17 protein-coding genes and 1 pseudogene are annotated in these 18913 nt (G+C 68.2%); 11 read left to right on the top strand and 7 right to left on the bottom strand.

Going from position 1 to position 18913, the window contains the following annotated elements:
• Positions 1-48: 48 nt before the first annotated feature.
• From FJU31_RS17470 to FJU31_RS17460, 3 genes are all read left to right on the top strand, one after another.
• On the top strand, positions 49-348 hold the full coding sequence (locus tag FJU31_RS17470) for a DUF2388 domain-containing protein (RefSeq protein ID WP_150455866.1): 300 nt from the start codon (positions 49-51) through the stop codon (positions 346-348).
• A gap of 157 nt (positions 349-505) precedes the next feature.
• Positions 506-2257 (top strand): DUF7844 domain-containing protein, encoded by a 1752-nt coding sequence (locus FJU31_RS17465; RefSeq protein ID WP_150455865.1) that lies wholly within the window; start codon positions 506-508, stop codon positions 2255-2257.
• Positions 2258-2358: 101 nt separating this feature from the next.
• Complete coding sequence (locus tag FJU31_RS17460; protein ID WP_150455864.1) at positions 2359-2823, top strand: hypothetical protein; 465 nt, start codon at positions 2359-2361, stop codon at positions 2821-2823.
• Between the two features lie 77 nt (positions 2824-2900).
• Here the strand turns inward: FJU31_RS17460 and yeiP are convergent, their stop codons facing one another.
• From yeiP to FJU31_RS17430, 6 genes are all read right to left on the bottom strand, one after another.
• Positions 2901-3467, bottom strand: a complete 567-nt coding sequence (gene yeiP, locus FJU31_RS17455; protein WP_079221730.1) for an elongation factor P-like protein YeiP — start codon at positions 3465-3467, stop codon at positions 2901-2903.
• 48 nt (positions 3468-3515) lie between these two features.
• Positions 3516-4286: an SDR family NAD(P)-dependent oxidoreductase gene (locus tag FJU31_RS17450; protein ID WP_150455863.1), complete on the bottom strand. Its 771-nt coding sequence runs from the start codon at positions 4284-4286 to the stop codon at positions 3516-3518.
• Positions 4287-4344: 58 nt separating this feature from the next.
• Positions 4345-7023, bottom strand: a complete 2679-nt coding sequence (locus tag FJU31_RS17445; RefSeq protein WP_246161429.1) for a sensor domain-containing protein — start codon at positions 7021-7023, stop codon at positions 4345-4347.
• Positions 7020-7913: a hydroxymethylglutaryl-CoA lyase gene (locus FJU31_RS17440; RefSeq protein WP_150455862.1), complete on the bottom strand. Its 894-nt coding sequence runs from the start codon at positions 7911-7913 to the stop codon at positions 7020-7022. Before FJU31_RS17440 ends, FJU31_RS17445 begins: the two co-directional genes overlap by 4 nt.
• A gap of 159 nt (positions 7914-8072) precedes the next feature.
• Complete coding sequence (locus FJU31_RS17435) at positions 8073-8459, bottom strand: VOC family protein (RefSeq protein WP_150455861.1); 387 nt, start codon at positions 8457-8459, stop codon at positions 8073-8075.
• Between the two features lies 1 nt (position 8460).
• Entirely contained in the window at positions 8461-9249 is a 789-nt protein-coding gene (locus FJU31_RS17430) for an enoyl-CoA hydratase/isomerase family protein (RefSeq protein ID WP_150455860.1), read from the bottom strand.
• Between the two features lie 119 nt (positions 9250-9368).
• Between FJU31_RS17430 and FJU31_RS17425 the strand changes: the two genes are divergently transcribed.
• The 8 genes from FJU31_RS17425 (at position 9369) to FJU31_RS17390 (ending at position 18754) form a co-directional block, all read left to right on the top strand.
• Complete coding sequence (locus FJU31_RS17425; RefSeq protein WP_108768733.1) at positions 9369-9623, top strand: FeoA family protein; 255 nt, start codon at positions 9369-9371, stop codon at positions 9621-9623.
• Positions 9620-11482, top strand: a complete 1863-nt coding sequence (gene feoB, locus FJU31_RS17420; protein WP_150455859.1) for a ferrous iron transport protein B — start codon at positions 9620-9622, stop codon at positions 11480-11482. Before FJU31_RS17425 ends, feoB begins: the two co-directional genes overlap by 4 nt.
• The gene (locus FJU31_RS17415; protein ID WP_150455858.1) at positions 11482-11727 is read left to right on the top strand and encodes a DUF6587 family protein; all 246 of its coding nucleotides are present in this window, start codon (positions 11482-11484) and stop codon (positions 11725-11727) included. The genes feoB and FJU31_RS17415 overlap by 1 nt, the downstream gene beginning before the upstream one ends.
• Before the next feature lie 92 nt (positions 11728-11819).
• Positions 11820-12548 carry a 4-hydroxy-tetrahydrodipicolinate reductase gene (gene dapB / locus FJU31_RS17410; protein ID WP_150455857.1) on the top strand — a complete coding sequence of 243 codons (729 nt, stop codon included), beginning with the start codon at positions 11820-11822 and terminating at the stop codon, positions 12546-12548.
• Positions 12549-12837: 289 nt separating this feature from the next.
• Entirely contained in the window at positions 12838-13965 is a 1128-nt protein-coding gene (carA, locus tag FJU31_RS17405) for a glutamine-hydrolyzing carbamoyl-phosphate synthase small subunit (protein WP_150455856.1), read from the top strand.
• A 151-nt stretch (positions 13966-14116) separates the two neighbouring features.
• Positions 14117-17359, top strand: a complete 3243-nt coding sequence (gene carB, locus FJU31_RS17400) for a carbamoyl-phosphate synthase large subunit (RefSeq protein WP_150455855.1) — start codon at positions 14117-14119, stop codon at positions 17357-17359.
• 8 nt (positions 17360-17367) lie between these two features.
• On the top strand, positions 17368-17832 hold the full coding sequence (greA, locus tag FJU31_RS17395; protein ID WP_481562401.1) for a transcription elongation factor GreA: 465 nt from the start codon (positions 17368-17370) through the stop codon (positions 17830-17832).
• A 4-nt stretch (positions 17833-17836) separates the two neighbouring features.
• Entirely contained in the window at positions 17837-18754 is a 918-nt protein-coding gene (locus tag FJU31_RS17390; protein WP_150455854.1) for a phosphoglycerate mutase, read from the top strand.
• Positions 18755-18814: 60 nt separating this feature from the next.
• On the opposite strand, the pseudogene FJU31_RS19680 reads toward FJU31_RS17390, so the two are convergent.
• Positions 18815-18913: pseudogene (locus tag FJU31_RS19680) on the bottom strand (IS110 family transposase); the annotation flags it as partial.

The raw sequence follows: 18913 nt of genomic DNA, 5'->3' as shown, positions 1-18913 counted from the left end.
TCACGCAACCATTACGCTCCACGCAAACCCACTGATGGCCTGACCACGATGACCCGTCCGCTTCTGCTGCTCGCCCTGCTGTCCCTGCCGCTGGCCGGCTTCGCTTCCAGCTTTGCTGGCACCTCGGCGGGTTCGGCCACCGGTGCCTCGTCCGGTTCTTCGGGCAGCAGCTCGGGTGATGACAAGGTCGTGCTGGCCGCGCGCGATGATGCGGCGGTCTTTGTTGCCAGCGATGGCCAGATCCGCGGCGCACGCCTGCAGGCGGCGCTGGTGCACCTGCGCGAGCAGGATGCCACTGCCCAGCAGCAGAGCGACCTGCAGCTGGCCCGCGCGCTGCTGGCGCGCTGATCCACATCGCGTGCCAGGCCCGGCGTCGCTCCCTGTAGAGCCGAGCCATGCTCGGCTGGACCTGCAACGCGGACGAACGGCAACGGCAGCCGAGCATGGCTCGGCGCTTCAGAAACGCGCCGGTCGCAGGCGGTCGATCGCGGCAGCCACGCATGGCGTGGCGCTACTGCTGATCGTGCATGCTGCGCACGCCGCCGATCGCCTGCAGCTCGATCCGGCCGGACTGAGCGAGCCGCAACAGCAGCTCGCCCGGCACACGCTGGATGACGTGCAGGCGCTGCTGCCTGAGGGCCTGCTGCGCGCGTTGCCCGCGCAGGTGCAGGTGTCCTGGCGCGATGATCTGCCGGCACAGGTACACGGCCGCGCATTCGCCGGGCGCATCGCCCTGCGCCTGGACCTGCTGGATGACAGCCAGGCCGGTGCGCGCCGTGCGCGCCGCAGCGCGCTGATCCATGAGCTGACCCACGTTGCCGACCGCAGCGGCGCGAACTGGTCGCGCAGCGCGCGCTGGCGCGACCTGGCCGGCTGGCAGCGCAGGCCGTGGCACCTCGGGCGTGGCGCCAATCATTTCAGCGACCGCAGCCCGGATCCCTACGAACTGCAGGACCCCGCCGAGTACCTGGCGGTGAACGCCGAGCGCTTCGTCCTCGATGTCGAATTCGCCTGTCGCCGGCCGGCCGTGGCGCAGTGGTACCAGCAGCATTTCGGGACGCCGCCGTCGCTGCCGACGCCGCAGTGCGAGCGTACCGTGCCGCTGCTCCAGGCCGACGCGGAGGAGGGCGCCGCGTCGCTGCTGCAGCTGGACCCGTCGCGCGTCTATGCCGTGGACTACCTGTTCGCCGAGGGTAGTGCGCAGCCGATGAGCCGCTGGGGCCACAGCATGCTGCGGCTGGTGATCTGCCGCCCGGGCCGCTTGCCGGGGCCCGACTGCCGGCTGGATCTGCAGTACCACCGCGTCCTGTCCTTCCGCGCATTCGTCGGTGACGTGCAGATTTCCAACTGGCGTGGGCTGACGGGGGGCTACCCCTCGCGCCTGTTCGTGCTGTCGCTGCAGCAGGTGGTGGACGAGTACACCAAGGTCGAGCTGCGCGGCCTGCAGTCGTTGCCGTTGAAGCTCGACCGCAGCGAGATCGCCAGCCTGCTCGAGCGGACCGCGCAGGTGCACTGGAGCTATGACGGGCGCTATTACTTCGTCAGCAACAACTGTGCGGTGGAAACGGCCAAGCTGCTGCAGGCCGGCGTGCCGCGTCTGGGTGAGGCCGGCCTGGCCCAGCTGAGCCCGCGTGGCCTGCGCCGCCGTCTGGCGCGGCTGGAGGTGCTGGATGTGCAGGTGCTGGATGATCCTGCCCGTGCGCAGGCGCAGGGCTACTACTTCGCATCGGCTCGCGATCATTATCAGCAGCTGTTTGCGGTCGCGGCGGCACAGATCGCTTTGCCGGCCGCAGACGTGCGCGGCTGGCTGAAGCTGCCCGCGCGGCAGCGCGCGCCGTGGCTGCAGCAGGGGGATGTGCGCGCCAGTGCCGGATTGCTGCTGCTGGAGCAGGCCGCGCAGCGCCGTGCCGAGCTGCGCGCGCGCGATACCTTGAAGCGTCGCCTGCTGGCGGCGCCGGATGGCCCGGCAACCACCCAGCTGCGTGGCCTGCTGGAACAAAGCGGGCAGTGGCTGCGGCCAGGCCGGCTGCTGGCCGAAGCCGGTTACGGATTGCCGCTGGCCGAGGAACAGGCCGTGGTTGCCGGGGCCGTGTCCGCTGCCAGTGCCGCGGCCGTACCCGCCTGGCAGTCGCTGCGCCAGCAGCTGCGGGCAGAACTGCCTGCCGGACAACGGCAGGAGCTGGATGACATCGATGCCAACCTGGCCGCCCTCGGGCATCGACTGCGGGAGCAGGCAGCGGGCGTGGCCGTTCGCTGATCGTCGCGCGCGCGGGGCTGCGGTCAGGCGGCTTTCAGGCCCTGCCGTTGCCAAGGTGGTACGGTCAGGTGTCCTCAGCAGTATCGACAAGGAGTCGAGCGATGCGTACAGCTCTCAGCCTGTTGGCTGCCTCCCTGGGCATCATCCTCACCGCGTGCCAGCCGGCACCAGCGCCCGCCGCAGCGGCAAGCGCCGACCTGCCAGCGCCTGTGCCTGAGCCGGCGGCGAACAGTGCCGCCGCAAGCGAGACCGAAGGCAACGGCAGCGCAGGCACTGCGGCGTTCCGTGCCAGTGGCAACGAACCCGGCTGGCTGGCGGTGGTTGATGGCGAGGCGCCAGGCCTGCAGGTCGAGGTGGACTATGGCGAGCGCCGTTTCCAGGTTGCCGCACCCACCGCGGGCGCCGATGGCTGGGCCGGCAAGGCCGCCGATGGCACGCCCATCAAGCTGAGCTTCCAGCGCACCACCTGCCAGGACGGCATGAGCGGCGAATCATTCGAGGCCAAGGCGATGTTGACCATCGGCGCGCACCAGTACCATGGCTGCGGAAACTTCGGCGCCAAATAAGCGCAGTTCTGTGGAGCCGAGCATGGGCTCGGCTCTACAGACGGCGGTAGCGCCGGGCCATGCCCGGCGCGGGGTGCTTAGTCCGCACGGCCGGCGAATTCGCCGGTGGCGGTGTTCACCAGCACGCGTTCACCGTTGGCGATGTACTCCGGCACCATGATTTCGATGCCGGTGTTGAGCTTGGCCGGCTTCGGGCGCTTGGTGGCGGTGCCGCCCTTCAGTTCCGGCGGGGTCTCGATCACTTCCAGCACGACCGAGGCGGGCAGCTGGATCGCCACCGGCTGCTCGTCGATGACCTGCACGTAGATGCCGGTCAGGCCGTCGGTGATGTAGCCGGCGTCGTCACCGATCACGTCGGCGTCGAGGGTGTAGGGGGTGTAGTCCTCGTCATCGAGGAACACGAACGCATCGCCGTCCTTGTACGAGTAGGTGGACTGGCGGCGCAGCAGTTCGACTTCGACCAGGTTGTCGTCGGCATCGAAGCTGGCATCGAGCTTGTTGCCGCCCGGCACGCTGTACATGATGAAGCGGAAGCGGACGTTGCCGCCGCGGCCCTGCGGCGAGCTGCGCTCGATGTCGCGGATCTGGTAAACGCCGTTGTTGTACTCGACGACGTTGCCCTTCTTGATGTCGTTGGCTTTCATGATGTTGTTGGTCGTTGGGGGTGGGCGCCGTCCCGGCGCCCGGGGGAATCACTTCGGAGCGAGGCGGGTAGCGCCGTCCAGGCGGATGGTCTCGCCGTTGAGATAGGTGTTGCCGAGGATGAAGCCGACCAGGCTGGCGAAGTCATCCGGTTTGCCCAGGCGCGGCGGGAACGGGATGGAGGCGGCCAGCGACTGCTGCACGGCCTCGGGCATGCCGTCCACCATCGGCGTCCAGAACACGCCAGGGGCGATGGTATTGACGCGGATGCCGAAACGCGAGAGCTCGCGGGCCATCGGCAGGGTCATCGAGACCACGCCGCCCTTGCTGGCGGCATAGGCGGCCTGGCCGATCTGGCCTTCGTAGGCGGCGATGCTGGCGGTATTGATGATCACGCCGCGCTCGCCGTCGTCGCCGGCCTCGTTGTGCTGCATGCGGTTGGCCGCGGCCTTGGCCACGTTGAAGCTGCCCACCAAGTTGACCATCACCGTGCCCTGGAAGCCGGCCAGCGGCATCGGACCCTCTTTGCCCAGCACGCGGCCGGCGCCGAGGATGCCGGCGCAGTTCATCGCCACGTTCAGGCCGCCGAGGAAGTCGTGGGCCTGGTCGATGGCCGCGGCCACGGCCGCCTCATCGCTGACGTTGACGTTGAAGTAGTGGACCGAGTCGGCGCCCAGCTCGGCCACGGCGGCCGCGCCCTTGTCGTCGTTGAGATCGAACAGGGCCACCTTGCCGCCGTTGGCGACCAGGTGCTGGGCCACGGCCAGGCCGAGGCCGGAAACGCCGCCGGTGATCACGGCACGTACGGAAGACAGCTGCATTGAACGGTCCTGCAGGTTCGAGAACCGCCGATTCTAACGGAAGCCACGGCGCGCGCTGTTATGCGCTGCTGCAATCGGGCAGGGGCGGTAGAGTCGAGCTTGCTCGACTGGGGGGGGGGCAGAGCAGTCGAGCAAGCTCGACGCTACTCGGCGACGCCGCGGGCCATGCCGGGCGGCTCGCGCCCGCGCAGCCGCCGCTCGAACTCGCCGGCGGGCAGGCCCGGGGCAAACGGAATCCTTGGCCGATGGTCACCCCCAGGCCCAGCAGGCACTGGCGCTGCGCTTCGGTTTCCACGCCCTCGGCCACCACCTCCAGGCCCAGGCTGCGGGCGATCGCGCAGACCGCCTCGCACACCGCCACGTCCGAACGGTTGTGCGGGATGCCCTCGACGAAGAGCTGGCTCAGCTTCAGGCCGTGGATCGGCAGCCGGCGCAGGTAGTTCAGCGCGCTGTAGCCCTCGCCGAAATCGTCGATGGTCAGCATCACGCCCATCTCGCGCAGGCGGGCAAAGGTGCGCAGGGTGTCCGGCGCGTCCTCGATCAGCACCCGCTCGGTGAACTCCAGTTCCAGCACCGTACCGGGCAGCTCGAACTCGTCCAGCGCCTGGCGTACCCAGCGGGCCAGGTCCTCGCCGACGAACTGCCGCCAGGACACGTTGACCGCCACCCGCATCGTCTCCAGGCCATCATCCTGCCATTGCCGCACCTGCCGGCAGGCCTCGCGCAGCGCCCACTGGCCGATCCGCACGATGTCGCCGGTGTGCTCGGCGTGGCCGATGAACAGGTCCGGGCGCATCTGACCCAGCTGGCCGTTGTGCCAGCGCATCAACGCCTCGCAGCCGATGATGGCGCCGGTGCGCAGGTTGATCTGGGGTTGGTAGACCAGGCGGAACTCATCGCCGTCCAGCGCCTTGTGCAGCCGGCTCTCGATCTGCAGGCGGTCGTTCTGGCGCTCGGCCAGTTCCTGGGAGAACACGTGCCAGCCGTTGCGGGTGCGGCGCTTGCACTCGTACATGGCGGTGTCGGCGTTCTGGATCAGCTGCTGCGGGCGGTCGCCGTCGCCCGGGGCCTTGGCGATGCCGATGCTGGCGGTGACCTGGAATTCGTCGCTGCCCAGCTGGAAGGGCGAGGAGAACGCGGCGGTGATGCGCTCGGCCAGCTGCTCGGCCTGGTCTGGCTGGTCGCGCAGGTCGCAGAGCACCAGGAACTCGTCGCCACCGAAGCGGGCGAGCAGGCCTTCGGTACCGATGGCCGTGGCGATGCGCCGGGTCGCTTCGATCAGCAGCCCGTCGCCGGCGTTGTGGCCGAGCAGGTCGTTGACCACCTTGAAGCGGTCCAGGTCGATGTACAGCACCGCCACCCGGTCGTGGCCCGGGCTGCCCATGCGCACGCCGAGGTCGGTAAGCACCGCGTCGCGGTTCATGATGCCGGTCAGCGGGTCGGTGCGCGCCTGCACGCGCAGGGTCTCTTCGGCCTGCTTGCGTTCGGTGATGTCCTGCACGGTGCCGGTGATGCGCGCGGCATCGACGTCGCCGGTGGAGACCTCGCCGATCATCCGGATCCAGAACGAGTGGCCGTCGCGGCGCTGGCCCTGCATTTCCAGGCCGAAGCTGCTGCGGTGTTCGATGGTGTCGGCCAGGGCCTGCTGCAGTGAGGCGCGGTCATCACTGCGCAGGCAGTCGAGCAGGTCGGTCATGTCCTGCAGGTCGTCGGGCTGGCCGACGATGCGTCGTGCTTCGTCGGTCAGGTACAGGCGCTGCAGGCTGCGGTCCCATTCCCAGCCGCCGATGTGGGCCAGCGATTGCGCCCGCGCGAACAGCAGGTTGTTGCGCTTCAGCTCGGTGATGTCGCTGAACATCGAATAGACATGGTCGGCCTGGTCGCAGCCGGTGCCGAATACCGGCACGTTGGTGGTCGACAGCCACAGCATGCGCCCGCGCGGGCGGTGGTACAGGCCGATGATCGTGCTGCGGATGACCCGCCCGGCCTGGAAGCAGCGGATGGCCGGCCACTGTGCCTGGGTGAGGGTGTTGCCATGCTCGTCGACGATCAGCCAGGCCTCGGGGTCGAGCAGGGTGTCGAAGGGATTGCCATTGCTGGCGATGCCGAGGATGCGGTGCGCGGCCGGGTTGGCCGAGATCACCCGCAGGGTGCGGTCGAACAGGATCACGCCCTTGTCGATCGATTCCATCAGCAGGCGGTAGCGCGATTCGGCACGCCAGCGGCCGCTCAGGTCGCGCGCGACGGCCACGATGCAGGGCTGGCCATGGTCCTGGAAGCCGGCCGAATGCACCTCCACCGGGAAGCGGCTGCCATCACCGCGCATGTTGGTCACTTCGATGACATAAGTGTCACCGCGGTTCAGCGCTTCCCAGACCGGCTGAAGGTGGTCGCTTGGCAGGTCGGGATTGAGCAGTTCGATCGGCTGGCCGACGATCGCCTCGCGTGGACGGTCGTAGGCGTGGACGCCGGCGCGGTTGACGTCCAGCACCACGCCGTCGGCGCTGAGGATGCTGACCGGGTCGGGCACCGCATCGAACAGGGCGGCGTAGCGTTCCTGTGCCTCGCCCATGCGCAGGCGGGCGTCGATCAGTGCTTCCATCGCCTGGCGCAGCAGTCTTGCCTGCGCGGCGGGCGGGGCGCCCGCCAGCGCGGCCTGCAGTGCGGCCAGCGCGTCGTCGGTCACGGCGGATGCTTCGCCGTAGGCCGGGACGTCGCGCGGGCCGCTGTCGTTCATGTCGCCGCCAGGGCCTGCCCGACCCGGCTTGCGGTGGCGCGACCGAGCAGGCCGGCCAGCCAGCGCCCGGTTTCGGCCAGGGCCGGCAGGTCCACGCCGCATTCCAGGCCCAGGCCCTGCAGCAGGTAGACCACGTCCTCGCTGGCCACGTTGCCGCTGGCGCCCTTGGCATAGGGGCAGCCGCCGGCGCCGGACACCGCGCTGTCGACCACGCGCACGCCTTCGTCCAGGCAGCTGGCGATGTTGGCGATGGCCTGGCCGTAGGTGTCGTGGAAGTGCACGGCCAGGGCGTCCATCGGGATCTCGTCGGCGACCGCTTTCAGCATGGCCCGCGCCTTGTGCGGGGTGCCGACGCCGATGGTGTCGCCCAGCGAGATTTCGTAGCAGCCCATGTCATGCAGGGCGCGCGCGACGCGCACCACGTCGGCCAGCGGCACTTCCCCCTGGTAGGGGCACCCGAGCACGGTCGAGACGTAGCCGCGCACGCGCACCCCGTCCTTGGCAGCGCGGCGCAGGATCGGTGCGAAGCGGGCCAGCGATTCGTCGATGCCGGCATTGGTGTTCGTGCGGTTGAAGGCCTCGGAGGCGGCGGTGAACACCGCCACTTCCTGCACGCCGACGGCACGCGCCCGGTCATAGCCCTGCTCGTTGGGCACCAGCACCGGGTAGGCGATGCCGGCGCGGCGGTCGATGCCGGCGTAGACCTCGGCCGCATCGGACAGCTGTGGCACCCAGCGCGGGCTGACGAAGCTGGTCGCTTCGATGGTGCGCAGGCCGGTGGCGGACAGGCGGTCGATCAGGGCGATCTTGTCGGCGGTGGCCACCGCCTGCTTTTCGTTCTGCAGACCGTCACGCGGGCCTACTTCGACGATGCGGACGAAATCGCTCATCGGTGCACCTCCATGGCGGGCGGGGTGGGGCGGGCGGCAGGTGCGGAAGCGGATGCGATCACGGGGGGTCCTGGAGAGCGGGGGCGGCCCGGTCTCCACCGGGCTGCCAACAGGGATACGCAGGTCGGCCGCGAAAGCGGCCAGATTCCTGCGCGGGAATCAGGCCGGGCGGTGGCAGACCGCTTCGATGTTGTTGCCATCGGGGCAGATCACGAAGGCGGCGTAATAGTTCGGGTGGTACCACGGGCGCAGGCCGGGGGCGCCGTTGTCGCGGCCGCCGGCTGCCAGTGCGGCGGCGTGGAAGGCATCGACCTCGGCGCGGCTGCCGCAGGCAAAGGCCACATGCACGCCCTGGCTGGCGCTGCCGCCAGTGGTGATCCAGAAGAAGGGCTTGCCGTCGGCGCCGAAGCCGGCGTGATCCCGATCACCGGTCTGCTCGGCAGTGACTTCCATCAGCAGGCCGATGCCCAGCGGGGCCAGTGCCTGCAGGAAAAACGCCTTGCTGCGCGGCAGGTCGGCGCTGCTCAGGCTGATGTGGTCGAGCATGTCAGGCCTCCGTGACCCAGTGCGGTGCACGCTTGTCGAGGAATGCGCCCAGCCCTTCCTGACCCTCGGCCGACACGCGCAGGCGCGCGATCAGGGCGGCATTGTCGCGATCCAGGGTGTCACGGTCGTGGCTGTCGCGGACCTGGCGGACCAGTTCCTTGGCCGAGGACGAGGCGATCGGGCCGGCCTTGTCCAGCAGGGCCAGCTGGCGATGCACGGCGTCGTCCAGGCGCTCAGGCTCGACCAGCTGGTGGACCAGGCCGATGCGCAGCGCGGTTTCTGCATCGAACTGTTCGCCGGTGGCGAACCAGCGGCGGGCCTGGCGCGGCCCGATGGCCTCGATCACGTAGGGCGAGATCACCGCCGGCAGCAGGCCCAGGCGGCTTTCGGTCAGGCCGAAACGGGCCACGCTGGTGGCGATGGCGATGTCGCAGCAGGCGACCAGGCCGACGCCGCCACCGAAGGCTGCGCCATGGACGCGGGCCAGGGTCGGCTTGGGCAGCTCGTCCAGGGTGCGCATCAGGCGCGCCAGGGCCAGTGAATCCTTCCGGTTCTCGGCCTCGCTGGCGGTGGCCATGCCGCGCATCCACTGCAGGTCGGCGCCGGCGGAGAAGGACGCGCCGTGGCCGGCCAGCACCACCACCCGCACTGCCGGGTCGCGGCCGGCGGCTTCCAGGGCGGCGGTCAGGTGGGCGATCAGGCTGGCATCGAAGGCGTTGTGCAGTTCCGGCCGGTTCAGCCAGAGGGTCAGGACGGCGCCATCGCGCTCGGTCAGCAAAGCATCGTTCATGGGATTCCGGGGTTGCTCCATACCTGTATGGATCATAGCGGCCCACTGGTCATGGGCCATGACGCGACGCGGGAATGATAGAATCGAGAACCATTTACATCCAGCTGAGATCGCGCTAGATGACGCTGTCCGAACTGCCCCTGCACACGCCGGCCGTGGTCGATTCCGTGCAGGATCTGCACGCCAACGATGCCATCGCCCGGCGCCTGCGCGAGCTGGGCTTCGTCAAGGGCGAGGAAGTGCGCCTGGTGGCCAAGGGGCCGGTCGGCGGTGAACCGCTGCTGGTGCAGGTCGGGTTCACCCGTTTCGCGCTGCGTATCAGCGAAGCCAAGCGGATCGTCATCGACACCGCCCGTGTGGAGTCCCGTGCATGAATGCTGCCGTCAACGCCGCTCCCCTGCGCATCGCGCTGGTCGGCAATCCCAACAGCGGCAAGACCGCGCTGTTCAACCAGCTGACCGGCAGCCGGCAGAAGGTCGCCAACTACACCGGCGTCACCGTCGAGCGCAAGGAAGGCCGCCTGCGTGCGCCGTCCGGCCGGGAGTTCGCCGTGCTCGATCTGCCGGGCGCCTACAGCCTGCAGCCGGCCAGCCTGGATGAGGCGATCACCCGCGACCTCTGCCGGGGCTTCTACCCGGGCGAGGCTGCGCCGGATGTGCTGCTGTGCGTGATCGACGCCACCAACCTGCGCCTGCACCTGCGCTTCGCGCTGGAACTGCGTGAGCTGGGCAAGCCGATGGTGATCGCGCTGAACATGGTCGATGCGGCCCAGCGCCGTGGCATCCGCATCGACGTGGCCGCGCTGGAGCGCGAGATCGGCGTGCCGGTGGTGGAAACCGTGGCCGTGCGCAAGCAGGGCGCCAAGGCGCTGGTCGATCGCCTCGATGCGATGGTGCCGCACCTGGATGCGCCGCTGGCCGGCGTCGAGGGCGGCATCGATTACCACGCCAAGGTGCGCAGCATTCTTGCCGCCGCCGTCACCATGCCGGCGCGCACCGCGAAGATCGACGACACCCTGGACCGCTGGCTGCTGCACCCGGTGTTCGGCCTGGCCACCCTGGTGGTGGTCATGTTCCTGATTTTCCAGGCGGTGTTCGCCTGGGCGACGCCGCTGATGGACGGCATCGAAGCCGGCTTCGGCTGGCTGGGCGAGTTCGTTGGCGGCGTGCTGCCCGAAGGCCCGCTGACCAGCCTGCTGACCGACGGCATCATCGCCGGCCTCGGTGGCGTGGTGGTGTTCCTGCCGCAGATCCTGATCCTGTTCGCCTTCATCCTTGCATTGGAGGAGTCGGGCTACCTGCCGCGCGCGGCCTTCCTGCTCGACCGCATGATGGCGGGCGCCGGCCTGTCGGGCCGTTCGTTCATCCCGCTGCTGTCCAGCTTCGCCTGTGCGGTGCCCGGCATCATGGCCACCCGCAGCATCCAGGACCCGCGCGATCGCCTGGCGACCATCCTGGTGGCGCCGCTGATGACCTGCTCGGCACGCCTGCCCGTGTATGCGCTGCTGATCGGCGCGTTCATCCCGGCCGGCAAGGTCGGCATCTTCAATCAGCAGGGCCTGGTGCTGTTCGGCCTGTACGTGGCCGGCATCCTCAGCGCGCTGGTGATGTCGTGGGTGATGAAGAAGTGGCGCCGCGACAAGAGCGAGCACCCGCTGATGCTGGAACTGCCGTCCTACCGCCTGCCGCACGTGCGCGACCTGGCCGTGGGCCTGTACGAGCGCGGCATGATCTTCCTGCGCCGGGTGGGCGGCATCATCCTGGCCCTGACCATCCTGCTGTGGGTGCTGCTGACCTTCCCAGGCGCCCCGGCCGACGCCACCCTGCCGGCCATCGACTACAGCTATGCCGGCCAGATCGGCCATGCGATGACCGCGATCTTCGCGCCGCTGGGCTTCAACTGGCAGATCTGCATCGCGCTGATCCCGGGCCTGGCCGCGCGCGAAGTGGCGGTGTCCTCGCTGGCCACGGTCTACGCGCTGTCGGCGGCGGACGATGATGCGGCCATCTCGGCGCTGTCGCCGGTGGTGGCCGATGGCTGGTCGCTGGCCACCGGCCTGGCGCTGATGGTGTGGTTCATCTACGCACCGATGTGCATTTCGACGCTGGCCACCATCAAGCGCGAAACCAACTCGTGGAAGACGATGGGCTTCTCGGCGCTGTACCTGTTCGCGGCGGCCTACGTGGCGGCACTGATCACCTACCAGGTGACCGTGGCGCTGGGAGGCGGCTGATGGACGCCGGCCTGCTGATCCAGTACCTCATCGTCGCGGTGGCCGTGCTGGCCAGCGTGTGGGTGGTGATGAAGAAGCAGTTCCCGGGTATCACGCGCAGACTGCGCAGCACGCTGGCACTGGCCCTGCTGAAGCCGGGCCGTGCGGCCTGGATGCAGGGCCTGGGACGGAAGATCGCGCCCCCGGCCAGCGGTGGCGGTGGTGCGTGTGGCGGCTGCGACAGCTGCGGGCCGACCAAGCGGTAGAGTCGAGCTTGCTCGACTGAATCGCGTTGGTCTCATCCACGCATGGCGTGGATCTACTGGACGGTTCTGCGCGCTGCCGCTAGCCTGCGTGAATGAACCAGACTCCCCTGCGATTGCTCATCCATGGCGCTTCCGGGCGCATGGGCCAGGCTCTGCTGCGCCTGGCTGCCGAACACCCCGAAACCCTGCAGGTCGTGGCCGCCGTGACGGGCCGTGCACCGGCCCAGCGCGTGATCGAGGGCGTGCCGTACTTCGCCGCCAGCGAGCTGGCAGGCGCGCCGGCGTTCGACGTGGCCATCGACTTCAGCCTGCCCGAGGGCTTCGACCCGATGCTGGCGCTGTGCGTGGAGCGCGGTGCGGGCCTGGTGTCGGGCACCACTGGCATTTCCAGCGTGCAGCGGCAGGCGCTGGAGGCAGCCGCGGGCGCGATTCCGCTGGTCTGGGCGTCCAACTTCAGCCTGGGCGTGGCGGTGCTGGATGAACTGGTCGAGCGTGCCGCACAGGCGCTGGCCGGCTGGGACTGCGACGTGGTCGAGTCGCACCACACGCAGAAAAAGGATGCGCCGTCGGGCACCGCGCTGACTCTGGGCGCGGCCGCGCAGCGGGGCGGGGCGGAGCCGCACTACGCCAGCCTGCGAGCCGGCGACATCGTCGGCGAGCACCTGGTGCAGTTCACCGGACTGGGTGAGCGCATCGAGCTGGTGCACCGCGCGACCAACCGCGACATCTTCGCCCGCGGCGCGCTGTTTGCCGCCCGCCAGCTGCAGGGGCGGGCGCCGGGCAGCTATCGGGTGCGGGACCTGCTGGACGGACCCCGTTAATTGGTAGCGCCGGGCCATGCCCGGCGTCGGTGTCAGCTCCGCCGGGCACGGCCCGGCGCTACCGGCGGGCGCTGCATACGCTGCCGGATTGAAATGAATACGCAATCGCCTGTTCATAAAGCGATTTAACCGCTGGCGCGAGCGCCCCGGCAGCGCTACAATTCGCACTCGCCGAATCACGAAAGCCGGACCGGTCCCAGACCGTACGTCCGCGCTTTTTTGCAACCGGATTTCCGTGAAGCGCAGGCGTGACTTCGGCAGCCCCCTCGGTAGCCAAAGTGAGATTTCCGTGACCCAAGCCGCAATCCTCGTCCTCGAAGACGGCACCGTATTCGAGGGCGAATCCGTAGGCGCGCCCGGCCTGTCCGTCGGTGAGGTGGTGTTCAACACCGCCATGACCGGTTACCAGGAAGTGTTGACCGACCCGTCCTACGCCCGGCAGATGGTCACGCTGACCTATCCGCATATCGGCAACACCGGCATGACCGACCAGGACAATGAAGCGTCCAAGGTGTGGTCGGCCGGCCTGATCGTGCGCGACGTGCCGCGCCGCCCCAGCAACTGGCGCAGCCAGCTGTCGCTGCAGGACTGGCTGATCCAGCGTGGCGTGGTCGCCATCGCCGGCATCGACACCCGCAAGCTGACCCGCATCCTGCGCGAGAAGGGCGCGCAGAACGGTGCGCTGATGGCCGGCGACATCGACGTGGAAAAGGCATTGGAAGCCGCCCGCAAGTTCCCGGGGCTGAAGGGCATGGATCTGGCCAAGGTTGTCACTACCGGGAAGACCTACACCTGGACCGAAGGCCAGCTGGATCTGGACGCCAACGCGTTCGTCAGCGTGCCGGCCAGGTTCAAGGTCGTTGCCTACGACTTCGGCGTGAAGACCAACATCCTGCGCATGCTTGCCGAGCGCGGCTGCGAAGTGACCGTGGTGCCGGCGCAGACCCCGGCTGCCGAGGTGCTGGCACTGAAGCCGGACGGCGTGTTCCTGTCCAACGGCCCGGGTGACCCGGAACCGTGCGACTACGCCATCGAAGCGATCAAGACCTTCATCGACGTGAAGATCCCGACCTTCGGCATCTGCCTGGGCCATCAGCTGCTGGGCCTGGCCTCGGGCGCCAAGACCATGAAGATGGGTCACGGCCACCACGGCGCCAACCACCCGGTGCAGGACCTGGACGACGGCCGGGTAATGATCACCTCGCAGAACCACGGGTTCGCGGTCGACGAATCGACCCTGCCGGCCACCCTGCGCGTGACCCACCGTTCGCTGTTCGACGGTACCAACCAGGGTATCGCCCGCACCGACGTGCCGGCCTTCTCGTTCCAGGGCCACCCGGAAGCGTCGCCCGGCCCGACCGATGTCGGCCCGCTGTTCGACCGCTTCGTGGCGCTGATGGAACAGAGCAAGGCGTGATCAGTTCGCCGCCGGCTTGCCGGTGGCGTCGCGATGGACCGTAAGCCCCCCGCATCGCTGCTGCCCCTGGCGCGGCGCTGTGGATCAAGATTCCTGATCGACAGCGTGCGATCACTCCCCCTTGTCACGCTGTACTGACTTAGAGAAGAAAATGCCCAAGCGCACTGACCTCAAGACCATCCTCATCATCGGTGCTGGCCCGATCGTCATCGGCCAGGCCTGCGAGTTCGACTACTCCGGGGCCCAGGCCTGCAAGGCCCTGCGTGACGAGGGCTACCGCGTGGTGCTGGTCAACAGCAACCCGGCCACCATCATGACCGACCCGGAGATGGCCGACGCCGTCTACATCGAGCCGATCAACTGGCAGACGGTCGAGAAGATCATCGCCAAGGAAAAGCCCGATGCACTGCTGCCGACCATGGGTGGCCAGACCGCGCTGAACTGCGCGCTGGACCTGGCCGACAATGGCGTACTGGAGAAGTACAACGTCGAACTGATCGGCGCCAAGCGCGAAGCGATCCGCATGGCTGAAGACCGCGAGCTGTTCCGCGTCGCCATGGGTGAAATCGGCCTGGAGTGCCCGACCGCCGCCGTCGCCCACACCCTGGACGAAGCGCTGGAGATCCAGACCCGCGTCGGCTACCCGACCATCATCCGCCCCAGCTTCACCCTGGGCGGCAGCGGTGGCGGCATTGCCTACAACCGCGAAGAGCTGGTCGACATCGTCAGCCGCGGCCTGGAACTGTCGCCGACCACCGAAGTGCTGGTCGAAGAGTCGGTGCTGGGCTGGAAGGAGTTCGAGATGGAAGTGGTGCGCGATACCGCGGACAACTGCATCATCGTCTGCTCGATCGAGAACCTGGACCCGATGGGCGTGCACACCGGTGACTCGATCACCGTGGCCCCGGCGCAGACCCTGACCGACAAGGAATACCAGCGCCTGCGCGATGCCTCCATCGCCGTGCTGCGCAAGATCGGCGTCGACACCGGTGGCTCGAACGTGCAGTTCGGCATCAACCCGACCACCGGCCGCGTCGTCGTCATCGAAATGAACCCGCGCGTGTCGCGCTCTTCGGCGCTGGCCTCCAAGGCCACCGGCTTCCCGATTGCCAAGGTCGCGGCCAAGCTGGCCGTGGGTTACACCCTGGACGAACTCAAGAACGAGATCACCGGTGGCCTGACCCCGGCCTCGTTCGAGCCGTCCATCGACTACGTCGTCACCAAGATCCCGCGCTTCGCCTTCGAGAAGTTCCCGGCCGCCGACGCCCGCCTGACCACCCAGATGAAGTCGGTGGGTGAGGTGATGGCGATGGGCCGCACCTTCCAGGAGTCGATGCAGAAGGCCCTGCGTGGCCTGGAAACCGGCAAGGTCGGCTTCGACCCGACCGGCCTGGACCTGAGCAGCGAAGACGACCTGCAGACCCTGCGCCGCGAACTGAAGGCCCCGGGCCCGGAGCGCCTGTTCTACGTGGCCGACGCGTTCCGCGCCGGCATGAGCGTGGAAGAGATCTACGCGCTGTCCTTCATCGACCATTGGTTCCTGGACCAGATCGAGGAAATCATCGCGGCCGAAGCTGAAGTCACTGCCGGTGGCATCGATGCACTGGACGCTGCGCGCCTGCGCAAGCTGAAGCGTGCCGGTTTCTCCGACGCCCGCCTGGCCCAGCTGACCGGCACCAACGAAGCGGCCATCCGTGCGCTGCGTCGTGCCCACAAGGTGCGCCCGGTCTACAAGCGCGTCGATTCCTGTGCAGGTGAGTTCTCCACCGGTACCGCCTACCTGTACTCGACCTACGAGGACGAGTGCGAGGCCGCGCCCACCAACCGCAACAAGATCATGATCCTCGGCGGTGGCCCGAACCGCATCGGCCAGGGCATCGAGTTCGACTACTGCTGCGTGCACGCGGCACTGGCGCTGCGCGAAGATGGTTTTGAAACCATCATGGTCAACTGCAACCCGGAAACCGTGTCGACCGACTACGACACCTCCGACCGCCTGTACTTCGAACCGCTGACCCTGGAAGACGTGCTGGAAATCGTCGAACTGGAACAGCCGAAGGGCGTGATCGTGCAGTACGGCGGCCAGACCCCGCTGAAGCTGGCGCGCGCGCTGGAAGCCAACGGCGTGCCGGTGATCGGCACCAGCCCGGATTCGATCGATCTGGCCGAAGACCGCGAGCGCTTCCAGCAGCTGGTTGAGTCGCTGAAGCTCAAGCAGCCGCCGAACCGCATTGCCCGCAACGACCAGGAAGCCCTGCTGCTGGCCCGTGAGATCGGCTACCCGCTGGTAGTGCGCCCGAGCTACGTGCTGGGCGGCCGTGCGATGGAAATCGTCTACGGTGAATCCGACCTGGCCCGCTACGTGCGCGACGCGGTGAAGGTGTCCAACGATTCGCCGGTGCTGCTCGACCGCTTCCTGGACAACGCCGTGGAAGTGGACGTGGACATCATCGCCGACAAGGATGGCAACGTCCTGATCGGCGGCGTGATGGAGCACATCGAAGAAGCCGGCGTGCACTCCGGTGACTCGTCGTGCTCGCTGCCGCCGTACTCGCTGTCGGCCAAGACCCAGGCCGAGCTGCGCCGCCAGGTGGTGGAGCTGGCCAAGGCCCTGAACGTGGTCGGCCTGATGAACACCCAGTTCGCCATCCAGACCAACGACGATGGCGATGACACCATCTACCTGCTGGAAGTGAACCCGCGCGCCTCGCGCACCGTGCCGTTCGTGTCCAAGGCCACCGGCATGGCGCTGGCCAAGATCGCCGCGCGCTGCATGGCCGGCAAGACCCTGGCCGAGCAGGGCGCGACCGAAGAGATCGTGCCGGACTATTACTCGGTGAAGGAAGCGATCTTCCCGTTCGCCAAGTTCCAGGGCGTCGACCCGATCCTTGGGCCGGAAATGCGTTCCACCGGTGAAGTGATGGGCGTCGGCCGCACCTTCAATGCCGCCTTCGCGCGCGCGCAGGAAGCGGGTGGCATCAAGGCCCCGCCGGTCGGCAAGGCCTTCGTCTCGGTGCGTGACCCGGACAAGAAGCGCGTGCTGCCGGTGGCCAAGGCGCTGCTGGCGCGTGGCTACAGCCTGGTCGCTACCCGTGGCACCGCCGCGTGGTTGCAGCAGCACGGCATGGACTGCGAGATCATCAACAAGGTGGTCGAAGGTCGTCCGCACATCGTCGATTCGATCAAGAACGGCGAGATCGTCTACATCGTCAACACGACCGAAGGCCGTGCTGCGATCAACGACTCGTTCTCGATCCGTCGCGAGGCGCTGCAGCACCGCGTCACCTACTCGACCACCATTGCCGGCGCCAAGGCGCTGGTGGATTCACTGGAATTCCGCGGCACCGGCCCCGTCTGGTCGCTGCAGGAGCTGCACAAGGAGTTGAACGCATGAGAGCCCCCATCACGATGAAGGGCGCGCAGAAGCTGCGCGATGAACTGGATCACCTGAAGTCGGTCAAGCGCCCGAAGGTGATCGCCGCGATCGCCGAAGCGCGTGAGCACGGCGACCTGAAGGAGAATGCCGAATACCACGCCGCGCGCGAGGAACAGGGCTTCATCGAAGGCCGCATCAAGCAGCTGGAAGGCGAGCTCTCGCACGCCGAGATCATCGACGTGAGCAAGCTCAATGCCGGCTCCAAGGTGGTGTTCGGCGCCAGCGTGACCCTGGCCGACGTGGAAACCGACGAAGAGAAGAAGTACCAGATCGTCGGTGACCTGGAAGCGGACATCAAGCTGGGCTTGATCGCCATTTCCTCGCCGGTGGCGCGCGCGATGATCGGCAAGCTGGAAGGCGATTCGATCGTGATCGACGCCCCGGCCGGCCAGCGCGAGTACGAGATCGTCAGCGTCAGCTACGTGGCCTGACCGGGTGGCAACGGCGACCCTGTTGTTGCCGGCACGCAGCCGCTTTGCAGCGGCTGCACTGCCAGACGAGGTGGCGCGCGCGCTGGGCCGCGCCACCGCCGTGCAGCGCGATGCGGGTGAACGCGCCCAGCTCCAGCGCCACTTCACCGTGGCCGCGCCGCACTGGCCGGTGGCCGCACTGACCCGCCAGCGCGATGTCGGCGATGCCGCCGGCGCGTGCTGGCTGCGTGCCGATCCGGCCTGCATGGTGCCGGACATGCACGGTGCGCGGATGATGGGCCACGGCGAGACGCTGCGGCCGACCCTGGCCGACAGCCTTGCACTGCTGCCGGTGCTGCAGCCGTTGTTCGCCGATGCCGGTTTCGTGCTGGATGCGCCGGATCCGGCGCGCTGGTACCTGCGCCTGCCGATCGACATCGACCTGCCGACCTTCGACAGCCCTGACGACGTGCTGGGCGATGACCTGTTCTCGCACCTGCCCGAAGGCGAGGCCGGCCGTCGCTGGCGTGCCCTGATGACCGAGGCGCAGGTACTGCTGCACAACCATTCGTGGAACCGGCAGCGTGCCGCACAGGGCCAGCAGCCGATCAATTCGCTGTGGTTCTGGGGCGGCGGCGTGATGCCGGTGTCGGTGACCACGCCGCACGTGCAGGTCCGCAGCCGCGACGCCCTGCTGCAGGGCCTGGCCCAGGCTGCCGGCGTGTCGGTGGATGGCGAGCAGTCCGTCGATGCCCTGGTCGACCTGCGCCAGCTGCGTTCGCTGCAGCAGCTGGGCAACGATGCCATCCGCCCGCTGCTGGTGGCCTTGCAGCGCGGAGAACTGCAGCGTCTGGTGCTGGATTTCGAAGACGGCCTGCAGTTCCACTTGGACAAGCGCCAGCGCTGGCAGTTCTGGAAAAAGCCCCGCCAGCTGCACGACTGAGCCGGGCCGGATCCACGCATGACGTGGATCTACTGTAGAGCCGAGATCCTATGTTCGTGGTCAAGCCTGTTGGAAGCAGGCTTGGCCTACCTTCAGCATGGCTGGGTCGAATTCCTTGCCACTCTTGAATACGCCCCACGCAATCCTGGCCAGTTTTCT

The organism is Stenotrophomonas cyclobalanopsidis (assembly GCF_008710035.1).
Lineage (GTDB): Bacteria > Pseudomonadota > Gammaproteobacteria > Xanthomonadales > Xanthomonadaceae > Stenotrophomonas > Stenotrophomonas cyclobalanopsidis.
Note: the sequence above shows the minus strand (reverse complement) of the source record. Positions and strands in the feature narration are given on the sequence as shown.

Coding starts and splice junctions, on each gene's coding strand:
- FJU31_RS17470 (WP_150455866.1), top strand. CDS start 49: ATGACCCGTCCGCTTCTGCTGCTCGCCCTGCTGTCCCTGCCGCTGGCC.
- FJU31_RS17460 (WP_150455864.1), top strand. CDS start 2,359: ATGCGTACAGCTCTCAGCCTGTTGGCTGCCTCCCTGGGCATCATCCTC.
- yeiP (WP_079221730.1), bottom strand. CDS start 3,467: ATGAAAGCCAACGACATCAAGAAGGGCAACGTCGTCGAGTACAACAAC.
- FJU31_RS17450 (WP_150455863.1), bottom strand. CDS start 4,286: ATGCAGCTGTCTTCCGTACGTGCCGTGATCACCGGCGGCGTTTCCGGC.
- FJU31_RS17445 (WP_246161429.1), bottom strand. CDS start 7,023: ATGAACGACAGCGGCCCGCGCGACGTCCCGGCCTACGGCGAAGCATCC.
- FJU31_RS17440 (WP_150455862.1), bottom strand. CDS start 7,913: ATGAGCGATTTCGTCCGCATCGTCGAAGTAGGCCCGCGTGACGGTCTG.
- FJU31_RS17435 (WP_150455861.1), bottom strand. CDS start 8,459: ATGCTCGACCACATCAGCCTGAGCAGCGCCGACCTGCCGCGCAGCAAG.
- FJU31_RS17430 (WP_150455860.1), bottom strand. CDS start 9,249: ATGAACGATGCTTTGCTGACCGAGCGCGATGGCGCCGTCCTGACCCTC.
- FJU31_RS17425 (WP_108768733.1), top strand. CDS start 9,369: ATGACGCTGTCCGAACTGCCCCTGCACACGCCGGCCGTGGTCGATTCC.
- feoB (WP_150455859.1), top strand. CDS start 9,620: ATGAATGCTGCCGTCAACGCCGCTCCCCTGCGCATCGCGCTGGTCGGC.
- FJU31_RS17415 (WP_150455858.1), top strand. CDS start 11,482: ATGGACGCCGGCCTGCTGATCCAGTACCTCATCGTCGCGGTGGCCGTG.
- dapB (WP_150455857.1), top strand. CDS start 11,820: ATGAACCAGACTCCCCTGCGATTGCTCATCCATGGCGCTTCCGGGCGC.
- carB (WP_150455855.1), top strand. CDS start 14,117: ATGCCCAAGCGCACTGACCTCAAGACCATCCTCATCATCGGTGCTGGC.